The following is a 26,158-nucleotide window of genomic DNA, read 5'->3' on the forward strand; positions in this document are numbered from 1 at the left end:
GGAAGTCAGGACCTGTTCTGGCCTGCGTGGATGGCGTCCTTGTCGAGACTGTCCAGATAATCGCCATAGGTGGTGCACTTGACATCAGGCTTGGTGCAGACTTCCGTCACCAGCCTTTCCATGGCGCGCCAGTAGGCCCCGTCATTCATCAGCACGAAATGAAAGCCAAGCTGAAGCGGAATGCGCTCGCCCGCATATTGCCTGTCGAACGCCGCCCGGAAAGCCTTGTAGGCCCGTTCCTCAAAAGCCGCCGATTGCCCGGGCGCTTCCTTGCCCTTGGAGTGGCGGACATAGAGATTATAGTCCATCGCCACGATGGGGCGTTGCGACGGGCCTTCCGGGATAAGCGGCAATCCAAAGGAGGCGAACCGGCCGGCAAGGATCGGTTCTTCCGGACCGCGGGTGACGGACGACGCCTGATAGCGAAAGCCGTTCGCCTTCAGCGCGTCCTGCACCGGCTTCGATGCGGCGAGATAAGGCGCGCGGAAGCCGCTTATGCCGTTCAGCGCCAGATCGCGCCAGCCTTCCGGCTCGCCTTCGATGCCGTTATTCCTGTAGGCGTCGGCGGTGATGCGGCGAAATTCCTTGATCTCCTTGTCCCAGTCGGCGGACGACCAGTCGGTGCCGTCGAAATGCCCGCAGCCATGGCTGGCAATCTCGTTCCCTTCCAGATGCGCCTGCCAGATATTGCCGAGGCGCGCGACGACTTCATCGCGGCTGAGCGCAAAGCCGACATTGGACGATCCCGCCCGCTTGCGGGGCGGCTGGTAATCGCGCCGGTCCTGTTTGGTCATCAGGAAGACACAGGAAAGAAAATAGGTGAAATGGGCGTTGTTTTTCTTCGCCAGTTCGCGCGAGCGGGTCCACAGCGCATTGTCATGCGCGCCATCGAAGGAGATCAGCACATATTGCGGCCTTGGGGACACCGGTTCCGCTTGCGCGGCGCAGGTGGAAAGAGCCAGGGCTGAAAGAAGAACAGGACGGGGAGACAGAAAGCGCATGGACCACTGAACGAGCGGGAGGAGGAAGGGTTCCGAAGAATTGTCGCTAGTTCTTGAATAAGGCTATTGTCGGACCGAAATGCACTTTGTGACACGTGTTTCGGCTTATTTCGCAGACGGGTCTTACATATGGCGCGAAATCCGACTAAAAGCGCCAGAACAACAAATGCGAACATCAATTTGGCTTTAGCGGCAGGTCCATGGCAGACGACAGTTTCATTCGCGAGGTAAACGAGGAAATCCGTTCGGAACGGGCAAAGCAGGTCTGGCGGAACTTCGGTCCGCTGGTGATCGGCGCCGCTGTGGCCATCGTTCTGGGAACGGCTGGCTGGGTCGGCTATCAACACTGGACCGACAGCAAGGCTTCCGCTTCCGGCGACAAGTTCCTTGCCGCACTGGACCTCGCCTCGGAAGGCAAGAACGATGAGGCGCTGGCTGCGCTCGACGATCTGGAAAAGACCGGCTACGGCTCCTATCCGGTGCTGGCGCGTCTGCGCGCCGCATCGGTGATCGCCGACAAGGGCGATGCCGCCGGTGCCGTGAAGGCCTTCGATGACGTTGCCGCCGACAATGCCGTGCCCGCGCCGCTGCGCGATGTGGCGCGCCTGCGGGCAGGCTATCTGCTGGTCGACAGCGGTTCTTATGACGATGTGGCCAAGCGGGTGGAAACGCTTTCCGCTGACGGCAACCCGATGCGCTCCAGCGCGCGGGAAGCCCTGGGCCTGGCTGCATGGAAGGCCGGGCGTTTCGATGACGCGGTCAAGCTGTTCCAGCAGATTGCCAATGACAGTCTGGCCCCGGCCAATATTCGCCAGCGTTCCAACACGATGCTCGATCTGATGCGCAGCGCAGGCGTCAAGGTGCCTGACGCGCAAAGCACTTAAAATTTGTAAGTTTTGGAGTCATCTTCTCCCATGGGTTTCACAGTCGCCATCGTCGGGCGTCCCAATGTCGGCAAGTCCACGCTGTTCAATCGCCTCGTCGGCCGCAAGCTGGCGCTGGTCGATGACCTGCCGGGCGTCACGCGCGACCGGCGCATCCACGATGCCAAACTCTACGATCTGAAGTTTCAGGTCATTGATACGGCCGGTCTTGAAGAAGCTGCCAATGACAGCCTGGAAGCGCGGATGCGCGCCCAGACCGAGGCTGCCATTCAGGAAGCGGACGTTATCCTGTTCGTCATCGACGCCAAGGCTGGCATTACGCCGACCGACAGCACCTTCGCCGAAGTGGTGCGCCGTTCCGGCAAGCCGGTCGTGCTGGTTGCCAACAAGGCGGAAGCGCGCGGCGCGCAATCCGGCATGTACGACGCTTTCCAGCTCGGCCTTGGCGAACCCTGCCCGATTTCTGCCGAGCACGGTCAGGGGATGCCTGATCTGCGCGACGCGATTGTCGAGCTTTTGGGCGAAGAGCGTGTCTTTGCCGACGAGAAGGAAGAGGAAGCCGCCGACGAGGTTTTCACGCCGAAGGCTGTCGGCGAATTGATCGGCGATGACATCGAGGACCCGGATGAGGAAGAAATCCCGGCCTATGATGCCACCAAGCCGATGCGCATCGCCATCGTCGGGCGTCCGAATGCCGGCAAGTCCACGCTCATCAACACGATGCTCGGCGAAGACCGCCTGCTGACCGGACCGGAAGCAGGCATTACGCGTGACTCGATCTCGGTGGATTGGGAATGGCGTGGCCGCAAGATCAAGCTGTTCGATACGGCTGGCCTTCGCCGCAAGTCGCGCGTGCAGGAAAAGCTCGAAAAGCTGTCGGTTGCCGACGGTCTGCGCGCGATCCGTTTCGCGGAAGTCGTGATCATCGTGCTCGACGCGACGATCCCGTTCGAAAAGCAGGATTTGCAGATTGCCGATCTCATCATCCGCGAGGGCCGGGCGCCGATCATCGCATTCAACAAATGGGATCTGATCGAGGACCGCCAGATGGTTCTTGCCGATCTTTACGAAAAGACGGCCCGCCTGCTGCCGCAGGTGCGCGGGATTCGCGCCGTGCCGATTTCCGGCGAGCGCGGGCAGGGCATCGACAAGCTCATGGAGAATGTCGTCAAGACCCACGAAATCTGGAACCGTCGTATTTCGACCGGGCGCCTCAACCGCTGGCTGACGGGTGTCATCGCGCACCAGCCGCCACCGGCAGTCTCGGGCCGCCGCCTGAAGGTGAAATATATGACGCAGGTAAAGACGCGCCCGCCGGGCTTCGTGGTCTCCTGCTCGCGCCCCGATGCGATGCCGCAATCCTATGTGCGCTATCTCATCAACGGCCTGCGCGAAACTTTCGATATGCCGGGTGTGCCGATCCGGCTTTCATTGCGCACCTCGGATAATCCGTTCGCAGGCCGCGCCAAAAAGAAGAAGTGACAAAAAGCCCGGAGCGATCCGGGCTTTTTGTTGTCTCTGCAGTTCAGTCCAGCCTGCCGTTATTTCGATAGCCACGGATTATTGGACCTATCGTAGATATAGGTTCTTTTCGGTCTTGGGGAGTAGAGAAGATAAGGGACCCAAACAATCGCTGGCAACCATGACATAAGCAATACGAAGCCATTCGCGTCAGAATCCGCTGCGGTTGCAGGTGTTGCAAAAAGAACAGGGAGCATATTCAATATGCCGGATGCAAGCAGAAATATTACCATGAATGTCCTAAAGGTCTTCAAATAGTAATAGTTTGCGTACAAAGCGTATAATGATCCGAGAACGAATGTTATGTTTATAACTCCATGATATAAGAATATCATAGTTTGAAAACTTGAATCGATATTTGCAAAATAAAATATTCGTATATAAATATAAATCATATAAGAGCTAACTAATATATTAACGACAATTCCCAATAGCAAGAGAAGGAGTCCGCCGCCGATTGGGAGATGTTCTTTCATTTCATCAGACATTTAATCATTTCCCGTATTATTCGAAATAATTGATGCTAACGCTCCAATCAAAATTGGCTGAATAAGTCCAGCGCCGCGATCTAATAATTTAGTTGAAATGACGCGGGCGCGCTTCTTCTCTAAAGGGAAGGGTCTTCTATTTGATGGGATTTTCCATTTTCCCGGTATGCTCCAAATTCGCATTTTCGAGTTGAGCTTGGCTTCTACGGCTGCTAATCCGCCCGCTTTCCGCTTTCCTCCAAAAAGGTGCAGTAATGACGAAGGCTGACCAGAGCCGTTTCGACGGCGTGACATTGGGCATCGATTTCGGCACGACCAACACGGTTCTTTCCGTTGCAGCGCCGGATGGCACGACGGCGGTTCTCAGTGTTCCGAAGGATGGGGTTGATATTACCGGCTACCGTTCGGTTCTCTGCTTCTGGCAGGATCGCGAAACCGGCGAGCGCACCGTCGAAAGCGGGCCGTGGGCGATGGACGTATTCGTCAATGCGCCGCACTCCACGCGCATGCTGCAATCGTTCAAGACATTCGCGGCCTCGAAATCCTTCACCGACACGCCGGTTTTCGGCAAGCGGTTCAAGTTCGAGGATATCCTGACCACTTTCCTCAACACGGTTGCCGCGCGGCTGGGTGACCGTCTGCCGCCAAAGGGCAATCGCGTGGTTATTGGCAGGCCCGTGATCTTTGCGGGCGCATCGCCCGATGAAGCGCTGGCCATGCAGCGCTATGAAAAGGCGTTCCGGGCGTTCGGCTTCACCGACATTCATTATGTCTATGAGCCTGTGGCGGCTGCCTATTTTTATGCGCAGGAACTGACAGCCGCGTCCACCGTTCTGGTGGCCGATTTCGGCGGCGGTACGAGCGACTTTTCCATCGTGCGGTTTGACGTGGGCAAGCAGGGCCTGAGCTTCACGCCGCTCAGCCAGACGGGTGTCGGCATCGCAGGCGACACATTCGATTACCGCATCATCGACAACGCCGTGTCGCCGCTGCTTGGAAAGGGGACTGAATATCAGTCCTTCGGCAAAAGGCTGACCGTGCCGAACCATTATTATGCGAACTTTGCGCGCTGGAACACGCTGTTCCTGATGAACTCTCCGGCCACCATCCGCGATCTGGACGAACTGGCCCGGCAAGCGGTTGACCCGAAGCCGCTCGAACATTTCATTAACCTGATCGAGAACGATTACGGCTACGAGATTTATCGCGCCGTGTCGGACCTCAAGGTGCGCCTTTCATCGCAGCGCATGTCGGAACTGCACTTCAAGGCCGACGATTTTGAAATCCGTACCGACATTACGCGCAATGATTTCGAAAACTGGATCGCGGACGATGTGCGCCAGATCGAGCAGTCGGTGCAGCAGGCGGTCGACAAGGCGGAACTGGAAACGTCATCTATCGACCGGGTTTTCCTCACCGGCGGCACGTCTTTCGTGCCGGTCATCCGCACCGTGTTTGAAAGCCGCTTTCCCGATGCCGCGGTGACAAGCTCGAACCAGTTCGACTCCATCGCCAACGGCCTCGCCTTGATCGGGCAGAGCGCGGATATCGAACGCTGGTCTGTGAAGAGTTAGAGCGGTTTCAACGATCCCGTTAAAAGCAGGAGCCGCTCGAAAGGCATCTGGAAGGTCAGGGCAGAATTTCTATCGGCGTTCCGGTCGGAACCCTGGCCCATATGTCACGCATTTCCGCATCGGTGACGGCAATGCAGCCATCGGTCCAGTCCCAGAGCCGGTGTGCGGATGCCAGCCAGCCCCAGCCGTTCGGCAGGCCGTGGATCATGATATTGCCGCCCGGTGCGTGACCGGCTGCCGCGGCGGCCTGCTTGTCGTTTTCGTTCGGATAGGAAATATGCAGGCTCAGATGCGCCATCGAACGCGGGTTGCGCCAGTCGATGACATAACGTCCTTCCGGTGTTTTTTCATCGCCTTCGCGCTGCTTGTGCCCGCCATCGCCGTTGCTGCCGAGCGATATGCGATAGGTGCCGATTGTCCTGCCGTCGCGAAGCAGGAACATCTGGCGACTGGCTTTTTCCACACGGATCGCATCGGCCTGCTGGTCGGAGGGGGCGGCGAGGGGAGGCTCGGCGAGGCTGATCCGGGCCATGACCTTGGTATAGCCGAACAGGACGATAGCGGCGAGCACTATGGCGAAAAGGAACTTCTTGAACATGGTGCTCGCTTCGAACAAATCGGTATCGGCCCGCTTTTCACGGGTGATTGGGGCTTTCACAAGTCGAACATGGCCTGTGAAGTCATTACCACGACTTAGGAAGCGGTTGCCCTATCCGCAAAACAGGCGGCGATTTCCTTGTTGGCGCCGAGCTTTTCGGCCCATTTGACCAGATCGGGCATCTCGCTTCGTTCAGCCATCCCGCCCCAGACGTCCTTCAGTTCGGGTGACTTGCCGGACAGGTCGAAAAAGAAGTAGCCGGGATCGGCCACCGGAACATCCGCATAGACGACAGACCAGTTGCCATATTGCATGAAGCTCTCAATGTTGACGGAAGCCGGTTTGACTTTCTTGCCGAGGCTGCGCGCGATGAGAGACCTGTAGTCCGATTTCACCTGCCGGGTGAGCGTCGTCGTTACGCCGTCGCAGGCAGATTTGGCGAAGGCGCTCCCTGCCGGAAGAGCCATCGCAACGGCAAGCAGAAGTGTCGCTCCGGCAGGCGAAACGCGGGGGTACATCATTTTCCTTAGAAAAAAGCCACCGCGATAATTCCGATTTCCAGGCCGCTCCATCAATTTCCCACTCCAAAACTTGACGATACTGTTTTCATCGCAAATAGAACGGCGGTTATCAAACAAAAGATGGCTTCTAATTCTCAAAGCGGCTTGACCCTTCACGGTCGCGCTCATAGCCGTGCATGTCCGGGAAAGGCGGCAGCCAGCTTTCGCGACGGATGGTCCAGAGTTCATAGGTCGGCCTGAACTGATCCGGCGCATCGAGCGAACCGAGATTGACTTCGATCTCGTCGCCGCTGTGGCCGAAAACGGACGACCCGCAGCGCGGGCAAAAATGACGTCCCGCGTAGTCCCGGGTTTCTCCCTCGACCGTAACCGCAGTCTCGGGGAATATCGCAGAAGCGTGAAACAGCGCGCCGTGATGCTTGCGGCAGTCGAGGCAATGGCAGATGCCGACCCGGTAGGGCTGTCCCGCCGCTTCGAAGCGAACATTGCCGCACAGGCATCCGCCCATGACCTTATCCATGGTGCACCTCCTCGCCGCAGCTTTTCCGGCATGTGTAAAGCAGGATTCGCTTAAACCCCGCATTAACCATATTCGTTCATGGTTAACGCGCTGCTGATAATGACTGTATTCGCCAGAGCTGCAAGCGCGTCCTCACCCGTCGGACAAGGTTAATACTCCGTTATCGCCGCGTCGGTTTAGTCAGTGTGAGTGGAGTGTGCGGTGCGCCTTGTATCTATAAGAGCGCTGTTTGGTCGAAGGAAGGCCGTTGCCGAGCCGGTGTGGCATTACCCTGTCACGGGCTATTGCCCGGAGGAGGGGCGCTATTACGCCGTCCGTGCGAAGCCGCGCCAGACAGTCCAAAAGCCGCACCGCATGGTGCCGCTGGTTCTCGCAGCCGTCACATATCTCTTCAATTCCAATGCGATTGCCTTTCAGGACATGGCGAGCCTGGTGCCGTCGGCCGACATGGGAACGCATCGGTGGACTGCCTTTGTCGCCAAGGCGCCGGTCGGCTCCGTCCATCAGGCCGAAATGCCGTTCGTCGATGCAACGACGGTAACGGGCAGCATCGCCACCAACGGCATCGAAGTGCCCGGCATAGGCCGGGTCGCGCTGTCGGGCGGACGCAAGACGGCAAAGCTTGGCCCGGACGATCCGAACCCGGACGAAAACCGCATCAATCGTTCCGACAAGACGGGCCGTCTCGTTTCGGTGAAGCCGAAGGCCCCCGCGAAGGCCTTCACTGCCGGCAGCATGTTCGACAAGATCAGCATGATCACGCGTCCGCCGGAAAAGACGGACGCGAAAATGGCCTTTTCCAGCAAGCTGGAGGGCAAGGAAATCGCCATCACCATGGCGTTCCACGCGGTCAAGCCGCCGAAGCCGCGTTCTGAGATGCCGACCCAGCTTGCCAAGCTCATTACCAACGACCAGCCGGATGTGCTGGCCCTTGGTTATGCGCCTGCGACGCCGGATTACGGCAAGACATCGCCTTTCGAAAGCATTCTGAAGCCGCAGCCGGACGAAGGGCGCTTCGTGCCGCCGATCGGTGAGCAGGATCACGAGTGGGCGGCAACGCCGCTGCCGCCTTCCGCTTTCAGCAAGAGCGAACAGAAATGCCTCGCCGAAGCCGTTTATTTCGAAGCGCGCGGCGAAACGGTGAAGGGACAGGTTGCGGTCGCCCAGGTCGTTCTCAACCGTGTGCGCAACCCCGCCTATCCGGGAACGATCTGCGGCGTGGTCTACCAGAACCGCGACTGGCTCAACGCCTGCCAGTTTTCCTTTGCCTGCGACGGCCAGAAGCACCGCGTAACCGAAATGCCGCAATGGCGCATGGCGCAGCAGGTGGCAAAGACGGTCTCCGCCGGCCAGATATGGCTGCCGGAAGTCGGTTCCGCCACGCATTACCACGCGACCTATGTTCGCCCCTTCTGGGCCCCCACCATGAAGAAGGTCACCAAGATTGGTCTCCATGTCTTCTATAGGACCTATGGCGGCGGGTGGAGCTGAGCCTCATCGCCGCATTGGCGGGTTTCAACTCACGTTTTTGTTAGCGGACTAAACGCTCTGACAGGCGCATAAGGGCGACCTCCCTCCTGCCCCGAACAGCATGTGATGGTCTAAAATCGATTCCGTTTTATTAGCCAATAATGTGGCCAATCTGGTTCTTTGGTCGGAAAATGAGTCGCACCAATATCTAAGTAATTGAGATCGCTTGATAAAAAACCTTCTGGACCAATGCCCGCACCGCCTTGACTAGCGGACGGCGTGTCAATATGTTGCGCGCAACTTGGAAATGGGATCGTAATCCTCTTATTTCTTGAAAAAGGAGTTGCCAATGGCGCGCGGGACTGAACCCGGAAAGCCATCCGGTGCGATCAAGAATACGAGGAATGAACCCGGTTCCGGGGAGCTGGATCAGCGTTTGAACCGTCTGGAGGCCGAACTGGCCAAAAAGGGTGTGCTCAAGCAGCCGGCTTCCGAGGAGGAGCGATCGGCGACGGCAAGTTCGGTCGCGCAGGCCATGAAGATTTCCAGCGAGTTCATCGCAGGGGTTCTGGTCGGTGCGCTGATAGGCTGGTTCATTGATCGTGTCGCCGGTACGTCGCCCTGGGGATTGATCGTATTTCTCCTTTTGGGCTTCGGCGCGGGCGTCCTCAACGTGCTTCGTTCCGCCGGATATGTTGCCGAACAGGGCAGCATCAAGTCTAGCGCGGAACAGGACGACAAGAAATAGGGCTTGACGGGCTTCACGGTAAAGTTCGTTCAAGTGTAAGTGAACAAGCGGGCCTTGCGCCCGAGACTGAAACGCCTTCGGGCAGGCCAAATTGCCTTCGGGCAGGGAAGACAGACGAGGTTAAGGTGGCGAACGATCCGATCCATCAGTTCCAGGTTTCCCGGTGGATTCCCATCGATGTAGGCGGTGTGGACCTTTCCTTCACGAATGTTTCGGCCTTCATGGTCGCAACCGTCGTGGTCGCTTCGGGTTTCCTCTACCTGACGTCTTCGGGTCGCGGCCTGATCCCGACCCGTCTTCAGTCGGTGTCGGAAATGGCTTACGAATTCGTGGCCACCAGCCTGCGGGATTCCGCGGGGTCGAAGGGCATGAAGTTCTTCCCCTTCGTCTTCTCGCTCTTCATGTTCGTCCTGGTCGCGAACTTCCTCGGGCTTTTCCCGTATTTCTATACGGTTACCAGCCAGATCATCGTGACCTTCGCGCTTGCCGTTCTCGTTATCGGCACGGTCATCGTCTACGGTTTCTTCAAGCATGGTCTCGGCTTCCTCAAGCTGTTCGTGCCGAGCGGCGTTCCCGGCATCATCGTGCCGCTGGTCGTCGCCATTGAAATCATTTCGTTCCTGTCGCGCCCGATCAGCCTCTCGGTTCGTCTCTTCGCGAACATGCTGGCCGGTCACATCACGCTCAAGGTTTTTGCGGGCTTCGTCGTCTCGCTGGCAGCCCTCGGCCCCATTGGCATCGGCGGCGCTGTCCTGCCGCTCATCATGACGGTTGCGATCACCGCACTCGAATTCCTCGTAGCCTTCCTGCAAGCCTACGTGTTTACCGTTCTCACCTGCATGTACATCAACGACGCTGTACATCCGGGACACTGAGTTCAAACCGGCGGGCGACCGCCAGAACTGAAATCCGCGCTTATTTCAATCCAGAAGGAGCTTAACATGGAAGCGGAAGCAGCAAAGTACATCGGCGCCGGTCTCGCCTGTTTCGGTATGGCCGGTACGGCTCTCGGCCTCGGCAACATCTTCGGCAACTACCTCTCCGGCGCTCTGCGCAACCCGTCCGCTGCTGACAGCCAGTTCGGCCGTCTGGTGTTCGGTTTCGCCGTTACGGAAGCTCTGGGCATCTTCTCGCTGCTCATCGCGCTTCTGCTCCTCTTCGCCGTCTAATCAACGGTCGCAAGAAACGGGCTGGCCGCGAAGCACTTTTGGAACTTGCTCCTTAAGAGCCTGTTCCGTCGGAAGATGCAGGCGCGGCTGGCCTTTGCATATGTCGTCTGAGTAAGGCATGGTCTTTCTCCATCGGGATTGGATCGTGCTGGATTAAAGGGGAAATCTGGATGTTCGTGTCCACGGCGTTTGCCCAAACCGCCACCGAATCGCAACCGGCACCAGCTGCTGGCGAGCACGGCGCAGCCGATGCTGTGCACACCGAAACCGGGGTCGCTCACGATGCCGGACACGGCAGCGGCGTATTCCCGCCGTTTGATTCCACCCATTACGCTTCGCAGCTCCTGTGGCTGGCGATCACCTTCGGGCTTTTCTATCTGTTCATGTCGCGCGTGGTTCTGCCGCGCATCGGCGGCGTGATCGAAACCCGTCGCGACCGCATCGCTCAGGATCTCGAGCAGGCAGCCCGCCTCAAGCAGGATGCCGACAACGCTATCGCTGCCTATGAGCAGGAACTGGCCCAGGCCCGCACCAAGGCTGCTTCGATTGCAGAAGCCGCGCGCGAAAAGGGCAAGGGCGAAGCCGACGCAGAACGCGCTTCCGCTGAAGCAGCGCTTGAAGGCAAGCTCAAGGAAGCCGAAGAACGCATCGCCGCGATCAAGGCCAAGGCCATGAACGACGTCGGCAGCATTGCCGAGGAAACCACGGCGCAGATCGTCGAGCAGCTTCTGGGCACCAAGGCCGACAAGGCATCGGTAACAGCAGCCGTCAAGGCCGCCAACGCCTGAGGAGAGGACAATGGACGCTACATTCTGGGCACTGATTGGCCTCATCATCTTTCTGGCGATTCTCGCCTATCTGAAGGTTCCGGGCATGATCGGCCGGTCGCTCGACGAGCGCGCTGACCGTATCAAGAACGAGCTGGAAGAAGCCCGCACGCTTCGCGAGGAAGCCCAGCAGCTGCTGGCCGAATATCATCGCAAGCGCAAGGAAGCCGAAAAGGAAGCAAGCGACATCGTTGCTTCCGCCGAGCGCGAAGCAAAGGCGCTTCTCGAGGACGCCAAGCGCGCGACGGAAGAATATGTTGCACGTCGCAACAAGCTTGCCGAGCAGAAGATCGCAACGGCTGAAGTCGACGCCATCAATGCGGTTCGCGCTTCGGCAGTCGACCTCGCAGTCGCCGCCGCCGGCAAGATCGTTGCCGAAAAGGTCGATGCGAAGGTTGCAGGCAACCTGTTCAAGGATGCTCTGGCACAGGTCAAGACGAACCTGAACTGATCACGGTTCGCATAATTTCAGAAAAACGCCGCCTCGCAAGGGCGGCGTTTTTGTTTTAGGTCGGGAAAGTTTAAAATCGGTCGGATCCAGGGCGGATTTCCGTTCCAACCAATCTGCGGAACAGCGGGCGGTACTCTTCGAGCGCAAGGTCATCCAATGCTTCCGCTTCTTGTGGCGTAAACCATCGCAGCTCGGTGTGTTCGCGGTCGCGAATGGCAGGCTGACCGTCCCATGCGGTGACCGTATAGAGATGGAATGACGCTCTCGGATTTACGACCTCTATAGTCGTCTGCCCGATGAGAACCGCAATGACGATGTCTGGCATTGATAGTCTCCGATGGTCCGAAATTGAAATCAGTGTTCGTTATCGGTCAGATGCGCAAGCGGCAGCTCTCCCTGTGACTTGACCGTCTGGATAGCAAAATTGCTTCGAATGTCGATCACGCCGGGAAGGCGCAGCAGCGTGCCGGATAGAAACCGTTCATAGGCGGCGAGATCGGCCACCACGACCTGCAACAGAAAATCGGATTCCCCGGATACGAGGTGACAGGAAAACACTTCCGGCAGGTTCTGCACGGAAGTGCGGAATGCTGTTGCTGTTTCCTCGTGATGACGCTCCACCCGGATGCCGACGAAGACCGTCAGCCCCAGCGCAACAGCATTGCGATCAAGCGCTGCATGATAGCCTTGAATGACGCCTGCCTTCTCGAGCATCTTGACACGGCGCAGGCAGGGGGAGGGTGAAAGGCCCACTTTCTCCGCGAGTTGGACATTGGATAGCCGGGCATCTTCCTGAAGGGCAGTCAGTATTTTGCGGTCGATGGCGTCGAGTTTGATTTTTGGCATGATCCGGCAACCTCAATTGTTTGATTGGCGGATTATACCAAAACTGGAAAAGTTTGCGCCACAAATCGCAAGGACATGCGCTTCCGTTCGCGGATATTCTCGAACGTGCAACTGTTTCGCAGTCGGTTAGGGACTTTCGCGCCGCGGTTAGCTTGGCCTGATTTCTACAGGCGATAGCAATGAGCGAGATGTGGTTATACGCGGGCGCACTGGCTGCTGCATTTCTTATTCCGGGGCCTGATATGCTCCTGCTGCTCCAGACCGGCGCGGCGCAGGGCAGGGTCCATGCGCTGGCGGCTGCGGCTGGCCTTGCAATCGCCCGCGCGTGCCATGTGGCTCTTGCCGCGCTCGGTCTGGCAGCGCTTCTGCATGCCTTTCCGGTCGCGTTCCAGTGCGTGCGCATCGTAAGCGCCTGTTATCTGGTCTGGATTGCTATCGGGATTCTGCGCCATCCCTTGCCGACTGTGGATGCGGCTGGTGGCCCGTGCGAACGGCGGTCCTATCTGGCTTCGGCCCGCAAGGGCCTCCTTACCAATCTGCTCAATCCCAAGGCGCTGCTGTTCTGTTCCGTCCTGCTGCCGCAATTCGTTCATCCCGCAAATGGCAGCATCGCGCTGCAATTTGCTGTTCTGGGCGGCATCTTGACGACAGTCGGTCTGTTGTTCGACACGCTCTATGCCTTCACAGGCTCATCGCTCGGAACTCTGTTGAAGCGTTACCCCGCCATACAATCGGTCCAGCGCTGGGGCTTTGCGGCGCTGCTGTTCGGCTTTGCTGCCAAGCTGGCGACGGTTTAAACCCCGAAGCGATCCTTGATGGGAGCGAAAGTGTAACGGTGAATGCCGGGCACGGGGCCAGCCGTTTCAATGGCAGCGCGGTGCTTTTCAGTGGCATAGCCCGCATGAATTTCCAACCCGTAGGGTGGATGCGCCGCTCCCGCCCGGATCATCATGCGGTCCCGCGTGACCTTGGCGACGATGGAAGCCGCCGCGATGGAAATGGAGCGCTGATCCCCTTTGATGAGAGCGGAGCCCGGGCAAAGAAGCCCCGGCGGAACATCGCGGCCATCGATCAGCGCGTGGCAGGGCCGCAGCGTCAGCCCGATGGATGCACGCCGCATGGCTTCGAGCGCCGCCTTTCGGATATCGCTTCCGTCGATGCTGCGTGCGCTGAGGCTTGCAACCGAAACGGTGACGGCCTTCGCCAGAATGATTTCGTAGAGCGCCTCGCGCTTTGCAGCCGTAAGCCGCTTGGAATCGTCCAGCCCGTCGGGGAGATTGTCGATATCGAGCACCACGGCAGCGGAAACCACCGGCCCGGCCAGGGGGCCGCGTCCGGCCTCGTCTATGCCGACGATATGTTTCAATCCACGCGAAAGCAGCCTTTTCTCTTCGGAGAAGTCAGGCACGATCGGGATATCAAAGTGGAGCGGAGAATCAGAAGCCGAGCGTTTCATTTGGCGGCAATGCTCGCATTGCTTCCGATTCTCCGCAAGGGCCCTGCTTGAGGATGGTGGCAGGAAAGCAGGCAGCCCCTCCGTCTGAAGGACAACCAGACGGAAATTCAACAGGCAACTGGCAGGTTATGCAGTTTTGAAAAGCAGTGCGGGCCAAAGGCAAGTTTCACCTTGGTCCTCGCGCTAGAACAGCGAAAGCTGCTTGCCTCCCTTTTCGACCGGCTCGAACAGATCGGTACGCAATTGAAGGCGGCGCGCATTGAAGCCGAGCTTGCGTGCGGTGATTTCGAAACGGCGACCGATCTGCCATGCATAGGGGCCTGTGCCGCGCATGCGCTTGCCCCACTCGGCATCGTAATCCTTGCCGTCGCGCATGGAACGCACCAGCGACATGACGTGCCGGTAGCGATCCGGATAATTGCGCAGCAGCCAGTCCTTGAACAAGGGTGCGACTTCCAGCGGCAGGCGCAGCAGGACATAGCCTGCCTCGCGCGCGCCTTGCGCATAGGCGGCATCCAGAATGCGCTCGATCTCGTGATCATTGATGCCGGGAATAACCGGCCCCATCATCACGGAGGCTGGAATGCCCGCCTCGGCCAGTTTGCGGATGGCCTGAAGCCGCAGCGTCGGCGTCGAGGCGCGCGGTTCCATCGTGCGTGACAGATGGGCGTCGAGCGTCGTGACCGACAAGGCGACCTTGGCCAGACCCTTTTCCGCCATGCGGCTCAAAATATCGATGTCGCGCACGACCAGAGCCGATTTCGTCACGATGCCGACCGGATGATTGGCGGCCTCCAGCACTTCCAGAATTTCGCGCATGATGCGCCATTTTTTCTCGACCGGCTGATAAGGATCGGTATTGGTGCCGATGGCGATGGTCTTCGGCTGGTAGCCTGGCTTGGCCAGCTCGCGCTCAAGAAGGCGAGGGGCGTCCGGCTTCGCAAACAGGCGCGATTCGAAATCGAGACCGGCAGAAAGCCCCATGTAGCTATGCGTCGGTCGTGCAAAGCAATAGATGCAGCCATGCTCGCAGCCGCGATAGGGATTGATCGAGCGGTCAAAACTGATGTCAGGTGAATCGTTGCGGGTGATGATCGTCCGCGGCTTTTCGATCTGCACATCGGTCTTGAATGGCGGCAATTCCTCAAGCGTGGTCCAGCCATCGTCGAAGTCGTGGCGTGTGGTCGGCTCGAAACGCCCGGTCGGATTGATGCCCGCGCCGCGTCCCCGCCGCCGGGCATGATCGATGCGCAAGCCGGCCTCGCCGATTACCGCATTGGCGTGATCCGCGCGCCCGCTGCCGAAGGCAGCCCTGTCGGCCTGCTTGATGATATCTGCCTGGTGGATCACTTCCATCTTCGTCTCCCTGCATGGAAACATCTGGCCTTGCACAGTCACGGCGACAGCGACCCTGTCAGGTCCGGCAACGCTTCCGTTGCACGGTGCCGTGCCGCCATGCGACTCTGTTCTGATGAATCTATTCCTATAACAAGAATTGGAACAAATCAAGAACATAAAAGTGTCAGCTTTTCGCTCACGCGTTCTTGATATATGAAGCGCGCATGTTGTCCGTCGTGATCGAAACCCTGAATTCGGAGAAAGCGCTGGCCCACACGCTTTCGGCTTTGGTGCCGGCGGTGGTGGAGGGATTGCTGCGGCGCGTGTCGGTCATCGACAGGGGCTCGTCGGATGAGACCGCTCTGGTCGCACTGGGGGCGGGCTGTGCGTTCCATGCCGAAATGGATATCGAGGCGGCGCTCGATGAGATCCACACGCCATGGGTGCTGCTGCTGACGCCCGGTTCCATTCCGCAGGAGGGGTGGGAGGAAGTTTTGCGCCGGCACATGGAACATGCCGCCGCCGCCGCACGCTTTTCATTGCCGGAAGACAGCGGGTTCGGCACGGTTCGCAAAATCTTCGGCCGCAAGGCGACGCTCGATGCCGGGCTTCTGGTTCGCCTGGATGCGGTAAAGCCGCTGCTGCTCGACGGCGTGTCGTTCGACCAGCTTCCGCAGCGTTTGAAGCCCATCCGGCTCAAGCATTCCATCCTACCGCCCGACGAAGACTGAACAAACAAAAAGGCGAAGCCCGAAGCTCCGCCTTTTTTCAACAGACATGCTGTCTGGATTAGTTTTCGTAAGAGGACGGCGAAGCGTCACCGAAGCGATGAGCCGAGCCATTCTGATAGACCGGAGCCTTCTCAATCGAGGCAGGAGCCGTGTAGTCGACCTTCTGGCTCTGCGTGGCAACCGGCGTACGGTCATTTGCATAAAGATCGGCAGGTTCGCCGACATGCGGGTTTTCAGCAAAAGCAGCACCGGCGCTAAGGGCAACGGCAACGGCAGCAAGAGCAAACTTCTTCATTTTCATAATCCTTCTTGAGCATTTTGCGGTCAAATGGACATATTCGGCTGCGCAAATGCGGTGAATTAAGCCGCCCTTCGGATGGCATGGAAACCTTTCCGGGGCTCCCGGGTGGCAACCATGCCATCCATCGGGGAGATAACTGGGTGAAGCTGGACGACTGGGAGGAATATCCAGCTCCGGAATTTAGCGGGCGTCATCGGCTGGGAGGCCACTGGCGACGCCCCCGCGTCAAGTCTTCAAAAAAGACTTAGTTCTGGTAGCTCGAAGGCGATGCGTCACCGAAGCGATGAGCCGAGCCGTTCTGATAGACCGGAGCCTTCTCAATCGATGCGGGAGCCGTGTAGTCGACCTTCTGGGAAGCAACCGGGGTGCGGTCGTTTGCATAAAGATCGGCAGGTTCGCCAACGCGCGGGTTTTCAGCAAAGGCGGCACCGGCGCTAAGAGCGAGGGCAGCGGCAGCAAGAACAATCTTTTTCATTTTCCTATCTCCTTGGAAAGTGGAGCGGCGTTTTGTTCGTCGTTCCGATGCAGTTGAAATGGGTGACAATGAGCAAAAGTTCCAGTCACGAAAATGTTTTCTTGATCACACCTTTGTGCAGCCAATTTTATGGGCCATAAATGCAGAATTTAAAATAAACGAAAAAAACCAACGCATTATAATAAGCGCAGGTCTTCACAAAACCGTTGTGAAAGAGTTTTTGTTCAAAAACCGCGAACAGTCTGTCCGAATATATTGTCCAATCAGAGTGAACAATCGAGCCGTTTTGTGGAGTTTCGGACAGGAAGCCGTTCAGAAATTATTTTCAGGAAGGAACGCTTTGCGTCGCGGTTACGAACCAGTCAGGTCTTTCGGCTGAGAGGCGTTCAGCTACCCGTTCGGCGGCAGCAATGTTGTCGTAGATCGCGTAGCATGTCGCGCCGGAACCGGACATCTGCGCGTGAAGCGATCCGCTCTCGCGAAGCAGGTTGAGCTTGGCGCCGATTGGGGGTGCGAGTTTCAATGCCGGGGACAGGAGATCATTGCGGGTTGTTCGCAGATAAGCGCAAAGAGAGCCGATATCCGGGTGCGCGGCAAGTGCGAGCGCCGGATGGTCGCGTTTTTCAAGGGCGCGAAAAACATCCGGCGTTGCAACGGCGGTTCCGTCGTTGACGAGCAGCATGGGCAAGGCGGGGAAACCGGCAACCGGGGCCAGCTCTTCACCGATGCCGCGTGCGGCAAGCGGCGTCCCCTTCGATGCACCATGCAGGCACATCGGCAGGTCCGCGCCAAGGCCGAGGCCGATAGAGGCAAGCCGCTCGAAACCGAGATCAAGGCTCCACAACTCGTCAAGCGCGAGCAGGGTTGCGGCTGCGTCGCTCGATCCGCCGCCGATGCCCGAAGCTATCGGAAGATTTTTTTCCAGATGGATCGCGACGGGCGGCAGAACCTGCCGCGTCTCACCGCGCAGCGCCTCGCGGGCCCTGAGAACCAGATTGCCGCCGTCGAGCGGCACGCCAGATGCGAAAGGACCGCTGACGGTAAAGCTGTCCTCTTGCGCAAGTTCGATGCGTATGACGTCGCCATGGCGGGCGAAGACCACCAGCATGTCGAGCAGATGATAGCCATCGTCACGACGTCCCGTCACATGCAGCGCGAGATTGATCTTGGCGGGAGCCAGACGCGTCACCGCACGCGTAGCCCCGGCATTCGCGGGCGTTTTGGCTTTCAAGGAAACAGTCATTTCTGATTACGGGCCGGAGCACAGGAAAACATGGCGATCATGCCGCTTCATCGGCGATTCCTCGTGAAGGCAGGTCAGTCCTTCTTGACGTAATATTCGCCGGTTTTAGGGTCCTGCACCAATGTGCCGTGAGCCCTGTTTTGCGCTTCCTTTTCCGCCTGACGCACACGCTGCGAGACGCGCGAGGCTTCGCGCTTGAATGAGCGGTAGCCGTACCAGGCGGCGGCAATGATCAGCAGCAGAAAAATGAGCTGGGGCATGGCCTCAAGTCCTTAAGGTTGCGCATCGGATTGCCGGATCGCGAAGGCCGAAACGCCGGATGTTCATGGAGGGGCGGGAAGCGGCCCGCCCCGCTTTCTGACACCATATCATGGTGAAACGAAGGAATTCAAAGCATTGGTTGGAAAATCGGCGGTGTTTTTCGCCACCACGTTGTTTTCAAAGGCCGTAACGTGCCCAAAGCGCTTTTTCCTCTGCAACCGAAAGCAGGCCGTCGCCGAGATGCGCGGCAATGGAAGCCGGTTCAAGATTCCCCAACGCCCCATTCACGGCCATGTCGACGCCGGGGACCTTGCGTCCCAGAAGGCCGCGCTTCTGTTCGACCAGCTTCAGCTTCACCTTGTCGCCATAGGTCTTGCGCAGGAAGCTGCGCATGTCGCCAAGCCCGTCGATCAGGCCAAGTTGGTGCGCCCTGATGCCTGTCCAGAACAGCCCGGTAAACAGGTCGTCGTCGTCCGCGAGCTTGGCTCCGCGGCGCTCTTTCACCATGTCGATGAAGGTTTCGTGGATTTCGAGCTGCAAGGATTTGAGCCGCTCGATATCGGCTTTCTTTTCCGGCTGGAAGGGATCGAGTGTCACCTTGTTGGAGCCTGCCGTATAGACGCGGCGCTCCACGCCGATCTTCTTCAGAAGTTCAGGGAAACCGAACGAGGCCGACACCACGCCGATAGAGCCGACGATGGACGATGGATCGGCGATGATCTCATCCCCCGCCAGTGCAATCATGTAGCCGCCCGAGGCGGCGACATCCTCGACGAAGATGAAAACCTTCTTCTGATGTTCTGCGGCAAGATCGCGGATGCGCCGGTAGATCAGCCGGGATTGTACCGGCGAACCGCCGGGGGAATTGAGCGAAATGGCGACGGCGGGCGCTTCCTTGTCGGTGAATGCCTTTTCAAGGACCGTCGCCGCCGACGCCAGTGAGAGCATCGGTCGGAAGGCAGAGCCACCAGACATGATGGCGCCATGCAGTCGCACGACTGGTATTTCGATGGAAACCGGGCGGAAGCGGCGCGGTAAAAGGCGCGTCAATAAACCGGGCAAGGTGAACTCCTGGCGACTAAAAAAACATTCAGCGGGAAATGTAGGAACAAATATTGCAAACACAAAGAAAACCGCCCGGAAATTCGTGTCCGGGCGGCATTCGTTTCGTCAGGCGTTTTTCGGCTTGGCGACCAGCCGCAGCAGAATATAGCCGCAGATCGCCGACAGGCCGGAACCGGCAAGCACGCCGATCTTGGTTTCCGCCTGCATGAGGTCGGAGGGGAACGAGAGAAGCCCGATAAAGATGCTCATCGTGAAGCCGATGCCGCACAGGATCGCCACGCCGTAAAGCTGCGTCCATGTGGCGCCAAGCGGTTTTTGTGCAAGACCGGTCTTGATCGCGAGCCAGGCTGCCCCGAATACGCCAAGCTGCTTGCCGATGAACAGGCCAAGCATGATGCCAAGCGTGAGCGTGTCCCACATGACCGAAGCGTCGAGGCCGGCAAACGATATGCCCGCATTGGCGAAGCCGAAAATCGGCACGATGATGAAGGCGACGGGCTTGGCCAGCGCATGTTCCAGCACATGCAGCGGCGAAGACATGTCGTCAGGCTTTCCGGGCGCGGGCTTGAGCGGGATCATCAGCGCGGTCACCACACCGGCAACCGTTGCATGAACGCCGGAATTCAGCACGAAGAACCACAGAACGGCGCCGCCGATCAGGTAGGGCAGAAGCTTCATCACGCCCATGCGGTTCATGATGAGCAGAACGACGGCGGCAGCAAAAGCGCCGCCGAGATAGGTCATGGAGATTTCGGCCGTGTAGAAAATGGCGATGATGACGACAGCCGCCAGATCGTCCAGAATTGCGAGTGTCGCCAGAAACACCTTGAGGCTCGAGGGAACTCGCGATCCCAGAAGCGACAGAACGCCGAGCGCAAAGGCGATATCCGTTGCGGAGGGCACCGCCCAGCCGCGCAGCTTGGCGGGATCGTGCCAGTTGAGCGCGGCGAAGATGATGGCTGGCAGGATGACGCCGCCAGCGGCGGCAATGCCGGGCAACATGCGGTTTGGCCAGCTTGCCAGCTGTCCGTCGAGAAATTCACGTTTGATTTCCAGCCCCACGAGAAGGAAAAACACCGCCATCAGGGCATCGTTGATCCAGTGAGAAAGGCTGAGCGGTCCGATATAAAGGTGCAACGCTTCGAAATAGGCGTGCGAGAATGGAGAGTTCGCCACGATGAGCGCGAGCGCTGCCGCCGCCATCAGGCTGATGCCGCCCGCGGATTCGCTGTCCAGGAAGCGCCGCATGATTGATACGGGGCGGCTGTGGTTCGAGCTATGATTCATTGGTTCCCGTTGCCTGCTCTGTTGTTTGTTGTCGCTTTTTCGGAAAAGGGCGGCTGGGAGCCGCAGAACGAAAATTGCGGTTTAGAGATATTGGCTGGAATCCACGGTTTCAATCAAAATCGCCCGTTTTCGTCCGAAATCGTCGGGTCTGGCCGCCGGAACTTATGGAATGCTGCCGTGTTATCCGATCCGGGAGGAGACCACGATGGTGCTCACAACGATTGTCGCCCAATTAAGTTGTTCCGAACTCGACCGTAGTACCGAATGGTTTGCCGCGATCTTCGACCGCAACCCGGACGCGCGGCCCATGCAGGGGCTGGCGGAATGGCATCACGGACCCTGCGCGGGCTTTCAGCTTTACCAGAACCCGGCCGATGCGGGGCACGGTACGCTGACGCTGATCGTCGGCGATGTGCGCGCCGAACATGCCCGGCTTTCATTCGACGGGATTCGCCCAGGAAGCATCGAAGACGCCGACTATATGACGATTCTGAAATTGCGCGACCCGGACCGCAATCTGGTCGTGCTGGCCCAGCCAAGACGTTAGAGCGCATCCCGAAAAGTATGAAACGCTTACTCTAAATGAGGGCATCAAGCCCGTTATTGATGCCATCGGCGCGCGGCGTGAAGCCATGGCCTTCACTGCCGTGGAGGACGAGAGCCGGCATCAGCGAGAGGCCGGCGCGGCTCCCGCGTATGCCTGTCACGACGATGCGGATTGCCGCCACATCGGGACGCGGCTGGACCGGAACGATTCGCAGGCCCCCGAACCGCCCTGACAGTGCGTCGAGAATGGGGGAAATGGAACCGGGGCGGGCGATGATCGCAATGCCGCCGCCCGGTTTGACGATCGCTGCCGCGGTGCGAACCCATTGTTCGAACATGCCTTCGGGCATGACATGCGCTTCCGCTTTCAGGGGATCGGGCGTGCTGCGATCCCGCGCTTCGTTGAAGGGCGGATTCATGATGGCGAAATCGAAGCTGTTGTCGGCAAGTCCGGCGGCGATGCGCGCCTTGCCTTTGAGCGATACGTCGGCTTCGATCACGCCGATGCGGCCCGCCAGACCGGCATTCAGCGGATGGCTGATGCTCTTGCGGGCAAAACCGGCCATGAAAGCCGAACGCTCGACAAGGGTGATACTGGCGCGGGGGCAGCGGGCGGCGACGGCAAGCCCCGCGGCACCGGCACCGCTGCCGAGATCCGCAACTCGCCCGGCAAAGCCGTTTGGTACTGCGCTTGCCAGAATCATCGCATCCACGCCGGAGCGATGGCCTTTCAATGCGGGCTGAACGAGATGAAATGTCCCACGATGGAACACATCGAGGGTTTCTCCAGCCTCATTTTCGGTTTCCGGATTCATCGATCGCGCAGTTCATGTTCAATCTTGGCATCGATCAGGATTTGCCGCGCTTCTTCAAGCTGGTCTTCGCTGACGAGCAGGCGGCGCGGCAATACGCCGAGAGATCCTTCGATGATGCTCATATTCGTGTCGGCAATGAAATAAGCGATCCCGGCCTCTTTCATCAAGGCTTCGGCAAAGGACAGAAGAACGGAATCATTCGTGCGGATAAGTTCGATCATGCGAACACTTTGTAGCGAATGCACCGCATTGACAACAGCTTCCTTCAATGGTGAACAGGCGTCGGAAGTGTAATGCTCAGGAGTGCTTAGACCGTGCTTTGGAGGCAGTTGCGACTTGAGCAATCCGGTCCGTTTCAATAATGTGGCCGGGCAGCTAGGAGAAATGGCATTGGGTGTGGTTCTGAATCTGGACGGTAAAAAGAAACAGGAAGGATCGGTTCAACCGCTTGTCGATCTGACGAAAGCCGATATGGCGCGGGTGAACGAGATGATCCTTTCCCGGGCCGGGTCCGATGTCGAAATGATACCGGAAGTTGCCAATCATCTGATTTCCTCCGGCGGCAAGCGCCTGCGTCCCATGATGACGCTCGCAGCCGCCCGCATGTTCGGCTACGAAGGCGATGGCCATGTGCGCCTCGCGACCGCCGTGGAATTCATGCACACCGCAACGCTTCTGCATGACGATGTGGTCGATGAAAGCGACCTGCGCCGCGGCAAGAGCACGGCGCGCATGATCTGGGGCAATCAGGCGAGCGTTCTCGTCGGCGATTTCCTCCTCGGGCAGGCCTTCAAGATGATGGTCGACGTCGGCTCGCTCGACGCGCTCGACGTTCTGGCGACCTCGGCTTCCGTGATTGCCGAAGGCGAGGTGATGCAGCTTGCCGCCGCCAAGAACATGGAAACCACCGAAGACGAATATCTGGCGGTGATCAAGGCCAAGACCGCTGCGCTGTTCTCGGCTGCCGGCGAAGTTGGCCCGATCATCGCGGGCGCGCGGCCAGCGGATCGCGCAGCCTTGCGCGACTACGGCCTCAATCTCGGCCTTGCCTTCCAGCTTGTCGATGACGCGCTCGATTATGGCGGCTCGGCTGCCGATCTCGGCAAGAACACCGGCGACGATTTCCGCGAAGGCAAGATTACCCTTCCGGTGATTCTGAGCTATCGCCGCGGCACCGACGATGAACGCGCTTTCTGGAAGCACGCGATCGAGGAAGGGGCCAGCGACGACGCCTCGCTTGAAAAAGCCATCGGCCTGATGACGAAGCACGGCGCGCTTTCCGACACGGTGCAGCGCGCGCGCCATTTCGGCGAGATTGCCCGCGACGCTCTGGCGCCTTTGAAGGCGACGCCGCAGAAGGATGCACTCATCGAAGTCATCGATTTCTGCATCAGCCGCGTGAACTGACCGGCCAGCATTCTTGCAGTCCGGCAATATGCAGGAAAAGCACCGCTCACGGATGCTTTTCTTGCCCCGCCATCCCAAAAAGGCCATGCTTGGGGTGCCTTTTCCGGTAAAAGGACGGCGGGCCCGGCACTTCGGAATTCTTGCGGTTTGCTTTCCGGTATCTGTCACAGGGATTTGAAAAGAGGATAGGGCTTTATGCGGCAAGGATCGAAATACCGCCCGCTTTATGGTTTGCTGCTCTCGCTCCTGGCGGGAATTGCAATCCCGGCAAGCGGCGCTTTGGCCAAGGCGACAACCGATCCTGCATCGCCTCCTGTCCGCGCTGGTTCGTTCGCCGGGGCGTATCTTGCCGCGCGCACCGCCGAATCCGACAACAATCTCGCCGCTGCCGTCGATTTTTACCGTCAGGCCATGGCTTTCGACCCGGGCAATGCGCAGATCAAGCAGGACTTGCTGCTGGTTCTGCTCACGGAAGGCCGTTTTAATGACGCGCTGCCTCTGGCGGAAGAACTGAAGGATATCCCGGACATCGAGCGTTTTTCTCGCGTGGCGCTGGCCATCGATGCCATCAACCGCAAGCAATATCGCAAGGTCGGTCCGCTTTTGATGCTCTCGATGCAATCCGATATGGATCGCCTTGCGACAGGTTTCATGAGTGCATGGGTGAAGGTCGGGCAGGGCAACCCCAAACAGGCGCTCGCCGATATCCAGAAGATGCAGGGACCGGAATGGTACGGCTTGTTTCGCACCTATAATTCCGCGCTGATCGCCGATCTTGCCGGCCAGAAGCAGGAAGCGCGCGATTTCTACCAGCAGGCCGTCGATGACCGGCCGGGCGGAAGCGCTGCCCCCGATACGTATGAGCGCATCGTGATGGCTTATGCTTCTTTCAAGCTCCGCCAGGGCGACAAGGCAGGCGCGGTCAAGACGCTGAAAGATGCCGAGGAACTTCTCAACGGCCGCATGACGATCACCGAAATGCGCGAAAAGATCGAGGCAGGCGAAAAATATGGCCGCCTGATCAAGACCGCGCAGGAAGGCACCGCCGAAGCGCTCTATACGCTTGGCACCGCGATCAACCGCAGCGGCGCGGAAGCTTTTGCAAAGCTATATCTGCAAATGTCGCTGCCGCTGCGCCCGGACAATGATGCGACGCTTTATCAGCTGGGCGATATTTCCGCGAAATTGCGTCAGCCGGAAAAGGCCATCGAATATTATGGCCGCGTGCCGGAGAAATCGCCTTACCGCCGCGATGCCGAAATGCAGCGCGCGCTCAATCTGGCCGAAAACAACCAGTCGGCGGAAGCCGTCAAGCAGCTCAAGATTCTTCTCGACCGCGACAAGACGGATATGCGCACCTATCTGGCGCTCGGCGGCGTCTATGCGCAGGACAAGAATTTCGCTGATGCGGCGAAGATTTATGATGCTGCGGTCGAGCAGATAAAGACGCCGGAGCGCAAGGACTGGCCGGTCTTTTATCAGCGCGGCATTGCCTATGAGCGCCTGAAGGAGTGGGACAAGGCGGAGCCCAATTTCCGCAAGGCGCTTGAGCTCTATCCCGACCAGCCGCAGGTGCTGAACTATCTTGGTTATTCCTGGGTCGATCGCGGCGAGAATCTCGATGAAGCGCTGGGCATGATCAAGAAGGCAGTCGAGCTGCGGCCGCAGGACGGCTATATCGTCGACTCGCTCGGCTGGGCCTACTATATGCTCGGACGCTATCCGGAAGCGGTGATCGAGCTGGAAAAGGCGGTCAAGCTTCGTCCGGAAGACCCGACGATCAACGATCATATGGGCGATGCCTATTGGCGTGTCGGGCGCCTTCTGGAAGCGACATTCCAGTGGAACCATGCGATTGCAGGCAAGCCGGAACCGGAAGAACTGACCAAGATCGAGGAAAAGCTGAAGAAGGGCTTGCCCGATGTCGCCGGCCCATCGTCAGCCAAGACGGAAAAACCTGTCGAAGACAAGCCTGCTTCGGATTGAGAGTGACTGCGCCGTCACACAAGCGGCGCAGCACAGCGCCGCTCTGACTGTTCGTTGCGAGCCGCGTTACGACCGGAACTGTTTCCCATTTTTGGGCGCGCTACGAAGCGAAAGCGGAAGACTGAGGTTCGGCTTGCCGCTCACAGCCGGCCGCAGTCTCGCTGCCATGATGTGCTATTGGTTGCCGTCCCTATGCGCAACACAAGCAGCAAGAATGCCAGCTTTAGCGCAGGCGTGAATGAATTTTACTCTTGCGCGCTGCTCGGCTGTGGCGTTGTCCGGCCAGCTCAAAAGACACGATAGCAATACATCTTCCAGATCTGAATCTTCAAATAGTGGCCAATGTTTGAGCATAAACCACTCTGCCCTGTGTGTTGATTCAATTTTATATAGAGAATCATTCGATTTTACTAATACAATCTTGTTCCAAGTCACGTGATAACCTATAAATTATAAAATATAAATGGCACATAACAGATTTTTGCCACGATTTAAATAAAGAATTATTATTCTAATTTTTCTTAGATTTAATTTAAGCTTCGTTTTTAAAGAGCGTTATTATTTTTTGGCAGGGGCTTGTTTTTGGTCTGGCCGGGTGAAGCATTGTTTGGTTGCCTGGCGCTTTCAGC

The 26,158-nt window shown here is 58.3% G+C and carries 32 protein-coding genes; 14 read left to right on the forward strand and 18 right to left on the reverse strand.

Annotation, left to right across the window (positions count from 1 at the left end; genetic code table 11):
• Positions 1-5 precede the first annotated feature (5 nt).
• The gene (locus F9K78_RS10770; RefSeq protein ID WP_121985583.1) at positions 6-1,001 is read right to left on the reverse strand and encodes a polysaccharide deacetylase family protein; all 996 of its coding nucleotides are present in this window, start codon (positions 999-1,001) and stop codon (positions 6-8) included.
• A gap of 200 nt (positions 1,002-1,201) precedes the next feature.
• Between F9K78_RS10770 and F9K78_RS10775 the strand changes: the two genes are divergently transcribed.
• The gene (locus tag F9K78_RS10775) at positions 1,202-1,885 is read left to right on the forward strand and encodes a tetratricopeptide repeat protein (RefSeq protein ID WP_121980608.1); all 684 of its coding nucleotides are present in this window, start codon (positions 1,202-1,204) and stop codon (positions 1,883-1,885) included.
• Positions 1,886-1,915: 30 nt separating this feature from the next.
• A complete protein-coding gene (gene der / locus F9K78_RS10780) occupies positions 1,916-3,367 on the forward strand; it encodes a ribosome biogenesis GTPase Der (RefSeq protein ID WP_121985582.1) in 1,452 nt (483 codons plus the stop codon).
• Positions 3,368-3,426: 59 nt separating this feature from the next.
• On the opposite strand, the gene F9K78_RS10785 is transcribed toward der, so the two are convergent.
• Positions 3,427-3,894, reverse strand: a complete 468-nt coding sequence (locus F9K78_RS10785) for a DUF2569 family protein (RefSeq protein ID WP_121985581.1) — start codon at positions 3,892-3,894, stop codon at positions 3,427-3,429.
• A gap of 254 nt (positions 3,895-4,148) precedes the next feature.
• Here F9K78_RS10785 and F9K78_RS10790 point away from each other — a divergent pair, with 254 nt between their 5' ends.
• Positions 4,149-5,468 (forward strand): Hsp70 family protein, encoded by a 1,320-nt coding sequence (locus F9K78_RS10790; RefSeq protein ID WP_121985580.1) that lies wholly within the window; start codon positions 4,149-4,151, stop codon positions 5,466-5,468.
• Positions 5,469-5,523: 55 nt separating this feature from the next.
• Here F9K78_RS10790 and F9K78_RS10795 read toward each other — a convergent pair whose 3' ends face one another.
• The 3 genes from F9K78_RS10795 to F9K78_RS10805 form a co-directional block, all read right to left on the reverse strand.
• On the reverse strand, positions 5,524-6,066 hold the full coding sequence (locus tag F9K78_RS10795; protein WP_121980604.1) for a L,D-transpeptidase family protein: 543 nt from the start codon (positions 6,064-6,066) through the stop codon (positions 5,524-5,526).
• Positions 6,067-6,161: 95 nt separating this feature from the next.
• The gene (locus F9K78_RS10800) at positions 6,162-6,587 is read right to left on the reverse strand and encodes a hypothetical protein (RefSeq protein ID WP_235925411.1); all 426 of its coding nucleotides are present in this window, start codon (positions 6,585-6,587) and stop codon (positions 6,162-6,164) included.
• 127 nt (positions 6,588-6,714) lie between these two features.
• On the reverse strand, positions 6,715-7,107 hold the full coding sequence (locus F9K78_RS10805; protein ID WP_121985578.1) for a GFA family protein: 393 nt from the start codon (positions 7,105-7,107) through the stop codon (positions 6,715-6,717).
• 201 nt (positions 7,108-7,308) lie between these two features.
• Between F9K78_RS10805 and F9K78_RS10810 the strand changes: the two genes are divergently transcribed.
• The 6 genes from F9K78_RS10810 to F9K78_RS10835 all read left to right on the forward strand — a co-directional run bounded on the left by F9K78_RS10810 (position 7,309) and on the right by F9K78_RS10835 (position 11,772).
• The gene (locus tag F9K78_RS10810) at positions 7,309-8,598 is read left to right on the forward strand and encodes a cell wall hydrolase (protein ID WP_121980601.1); all 1,290 of its coding nucleotides are present in this window, start codon (positions 7,309-7,311) and stop codon (positions 8,596-8,598) included.
• 328 nt (positions 8,599-8,926) lie between these two features.
• The gene (locus F9K78_RS10815; protein ID WP_121985577.1) at positions 8,927-9,325 is read left to right on the forward strand and encodes an AtpZ/AtpI family protein; all 399 of its coding nucleotides are present in this window, start codon (positions 8,927-8,929) and stop codon (positions 9,323-9,325) included.
• Positions 9,326-9,450: 125 nt separating this feature from the next.
• Positions 9,451-10,200, forward strand: coding sequence for a F0F1 ATP synthase subunit A (locus F9K78_RS10820; protein ID WP_010658321.1), 750 nt, complete (start codon positions 9,451-9,453; stop codon positions 10,198-10,200).
• Positions 10,201-10,266: 66 nt separating this feature from the next.
• Entirely contained in the window at positions 10,267-10,494 is a 228-nt protein-coding gene (locus F9K78_RS10825; protein WP_006466154.1) for a F0F1 ATP synthase subunit C, read from the forward strand.
• A 170-nt stretch (positions 10,495-10,664) separates the two neighbouring features.
• Entirely contained in the window at positions 10,665-11,282 is a 618-nt protein-coding gene (locus tag F9K78_RS10830) for a F0F1 ATP synthase subunit B (protein WP_121980599.1), read from the forward strand.
• Between the two features lie 10 nt (positions 11,283-11,292).
• A complete protein-coding gene (locus tag F9K78_RS10835) occupies positions 11,293-11,772 on the forward strand; it encodes a F0F1 ATP synthase subunit B (RefSeq protein WP_121985576.1) in 480 nt (159 codons plus the stop codon).
• Positions 11,773-11,842: 70 nt separating this feature from the next.
• On the opposite strand, the gene F9K78_RS10840 is transcribed toward F9K78_RS10835, so the two are convergent.
• Together F9K78_RS10840 and F9K78_RS10845 are read right to left on the reverse strand one after the other, a co-directional pair.
• Positions 11,843-12,097 carry an NUDIX hydrolase gene (locus F9K78_RS10840; protein ID WP_151682178.1) on the reverse strand — a complete coding sequence of 85 codons (255 nt, stop codon included), beginning with the start codon at positions 12,095-12,097 and terminating at the stop codon, positions 11,843-11,845.
• Positions 12,098-12,126: 29 nt separating this feature from the next.
• A complete protein-coding gene (locus tag F9K78_RS10845) occupies positions 12,127-12,618 on the reverse strand; it encodes an Lrp/AsnC family transcriptional regulator (RefSeq protein WP_122066570.1) in 492 nt (163 codons plus the stop codon).
• Between the two features lie 179 nt (positions 12,619-12,797).
• On the opposite strand from F9K78_RS10845, the gene F9K78_RS10850 reads away from it, so the two are divergent.
• The gene (locus F9K78_RS10850; protein WP_122066569.1) at positions 12,798-13,415 is read left to right on the forward strand and encodes a LysE family translocator; all 618 of its coding nucleotides are present in this window, start codon (positions 12,798-12,800) and stop codon (positions 13,413-13,415) included.
• On the opposite strand, the gene F9K78_RS10855 is transcribed toward F9K78_RS10850, so the two are convergent.
• Positions 13,412-14,074 carry a ribonuclease HII gene (locus F9K78_RS10855; protein WP_122066568.1) on the reverse strand — a complete coding sequence of 221 codons (663 nt, stop codon included), beginning with the start codon at positions 14,072-14,074 and terminating at the stop codon, positions 13,412-13,414. The two genes, F9K78_RS10850 and F9K78_RS10855, sit on opposite strands and share 4 nt — an antisense overlap.
• Before the next feature lie 183 nt (positions 14,075-14,257).
• Positions 14,258-15,430, reverse strand: coding sequence for a PA0069 family radical SAM protein (locus tag F9K78_RS10860; RefSeq protein WP_121985572.1), 1,173 nt, complete (start codon positions 15,428-15,430; stop codon positions 14,258-14,260).
• A gap of 206 nt (positions 15,431-15,636) precedes the next feature.
• On the opposite strand from F9K78_RS10860, the gene F9K78_RS10865 reads away from it, so the two are divergent.
• Entirely contained in the window at positions 15,637-16,143 is a 507-nt protein-coding gene (locus F9K78_RS10865; protein WP_121980592.1) for a glycosyl transferase, read from the forward strand.
• A gap of 58 nt (positions 16,144-16,201) precedes the next feature.
• Here the strand turns inward: F9K78_RS10865 and F9K78_RS10870 are convergent, their stop codons facing one another.
• The 6 genes from F9K78_RS10870 to nhaA all read right to left on the reverse strand — a co-directional run bounded on the left by F9K78_RS10870 (position 16,202) and on the right by nhaA (position 20,775).
• Positions 16,202-16,438 (reverse strand): hypothetical protein, encoded by a 237-nt coding sequence (locus tag F9K78_RS10870; protein WP_121980654.1) that lies wholly within the window; start codon positions 16,436-16,438, stop codon positions 16,202-16,204.
• Between the two features lie 250 nt (positions 16,439-16,688).
• Positions 16,689-16,919 carry a hypothetical protein gene (locus tag F9K78_RS10875; RefSeq protein ID WP_121985571.1) on the reverse strand — a complete coding sequence of 77 codons (231 nt, stop codon included), beginning with the start codon at positions 16,917-16,919 and terminating at the stop codon, positions 16,689-16,691.
• Positions 16,920-17,244: 325 nt separating this feature from the next.
• On the reverse strand, positions 17,245-18,150 hold the full coding sequence (locus F9K78_RS10880; protein ID WP_376903030.1) for a 4-(cytidine 5'-diphospho)-2-C-methyl-D-erythritol kinase: 906 nt from the start codon (positions 18,148-18,150) through the stop codon (positions 17,245-17,247).
• A gap of 86 nt (positions 18,151-18,236) precedes the next feature.
• Positions 18,237-18,422 (reverse strand): membrane protein, encoded by a 186-nt coding sequence (locus tag F9K78_RS10885; RefSeq protein WP_006466164.1) that lies wholly within the window; start codon positions 18,420-18,422, stop codon positions 18,237-18,239.
• A 178-nt stretch (positions 18,423-18,600) separates the two neighbouring features.
• A complete protein-coding gene (locus F9K78_RS22075) occupies positions 18,601-19,485 on the reverse strand; it encodes a S49 family peptidase (protein ID WP_121980589.1) in 885 nt (294 codons plus the stop codon).
• A gap of 108 nt (positions 19,486-19,593) precedes the next feature.
• Complete coding sequence (gene nhaA, locus F9K78_RS22080; protein ID WP_121980588.1) at positions 19,594-20,775, reverse strand: Na+/H+ antiporter NhaA; 1,182 nt, start codon at positions 20,773-20,775, stop codon at positions 19,594-19,596.
• Between the two features lie 205 nt (positions 20,776-20,980).
• Here nhaA and F9K78_RS10895 point away from each other — a divergent pair, with 205 nt between their 5' ends.
• Positions 20,981-21,322: a VOC family protein gene (locus F9K78_RS10895; protein WP_121980587.1), complete on the forward strand. Its 342-nt coding sequence runs from the start codon at positions 20,981-20,983 to the stop codon at positions 21,320-21,322.
• 31 nt (positions 21,323-21,353) lie between these two features.
• On the opposite strand, the gene F9K78_RS10900 is transcribed toward F9K78_RS10895, so the two are convergent.
• Together F9K78_RS10900 and F9K78_RS10905 are read right to left on the reverse strand one after the other, a co-directional pair.
• Positions 21,354-22,136, reverse strand: coding sequence for a tRNA1(Val) (adenine(37)-N6)-methyltransferase (locus F9K78_RS10900; RefSeq protein WP_121980586.1), 783 nt, complete (start codon positions 22,134-22,136; stop codon positions 21,354-21,356).
• The gene (locus tag F9K78_RS10905; RefSeq protein WP_121980653.1) at positions 22,133-22,357 is read right to left on the reverse strand and encodes a putative signal transducing protein; all 225 of its coding nucleotides are present in this window, start codon (positions 22,355-22,357) and stop codon (positions 22,133-22,135) included. Before F9K78_RS10905 ends, F9K78_RS10900 begins: the two co-directional genes overlap by 4 nt.
• A gap of 169 nt (positions 22,358-22,526) precedes the next feature.
• Here F9K78_RS10905 and F9K78_RS10910 point away from each other — a divergent pair, with 169 nt between their 5' ends.
• Both F9K78_RS10910 and F9K78_RS10915 read left to right on the forward strand, forming a co-directional pair.
• Entirely contained in the window at positions 22,527-23,543 is a 1,017-nt protein-coding gene (locus tag F9K78_RS10910) for a polyprenyl synthetase family protein (protein WP_121980652.1), read from the forward strand.
• Between the two features lie 195 nt (positions 23,544-23,738).
• A complete protein-coding gene (locus F9K78_RS10915) occupies positions 23,739-25,529 on the forward strand; it encodes a tetratricopeptide repeat protein (protein ID WP_121985566.1) in 1,791 nt (596 codons plus the stop codon).
• A gap of 174 nt (positions 25,530-25,703) precedes the next feature.
• Here F9K78_RS10915 and F9K78_RS22350 read toward each other — a convergent pair whose 3' ends face one another.
• Positions 25,704-25,964, reverse strand: coding sequence for a DUF982 domain-containing protein (locus tag F9K78_RS22350; RefSeq protein WP_162929781.1), 261 nt, complete (start codon positions 25,962-25,964; stop codon positions 25,704-25,706).
• Positions 25,965-26,158 lie beyond the last annotated feature (194 nt).

It is taken from the genome of Brucella pseudintermedia (genome assembly GCF_008932435.1).
GTDB classification, from domain to species: domain Bacteria; phylum Pseudomonadota; class Alphaproteobacteria; order Rhizobiales; family Rhizobiaceae; genus Brucella; species Brucella pseudintermedia.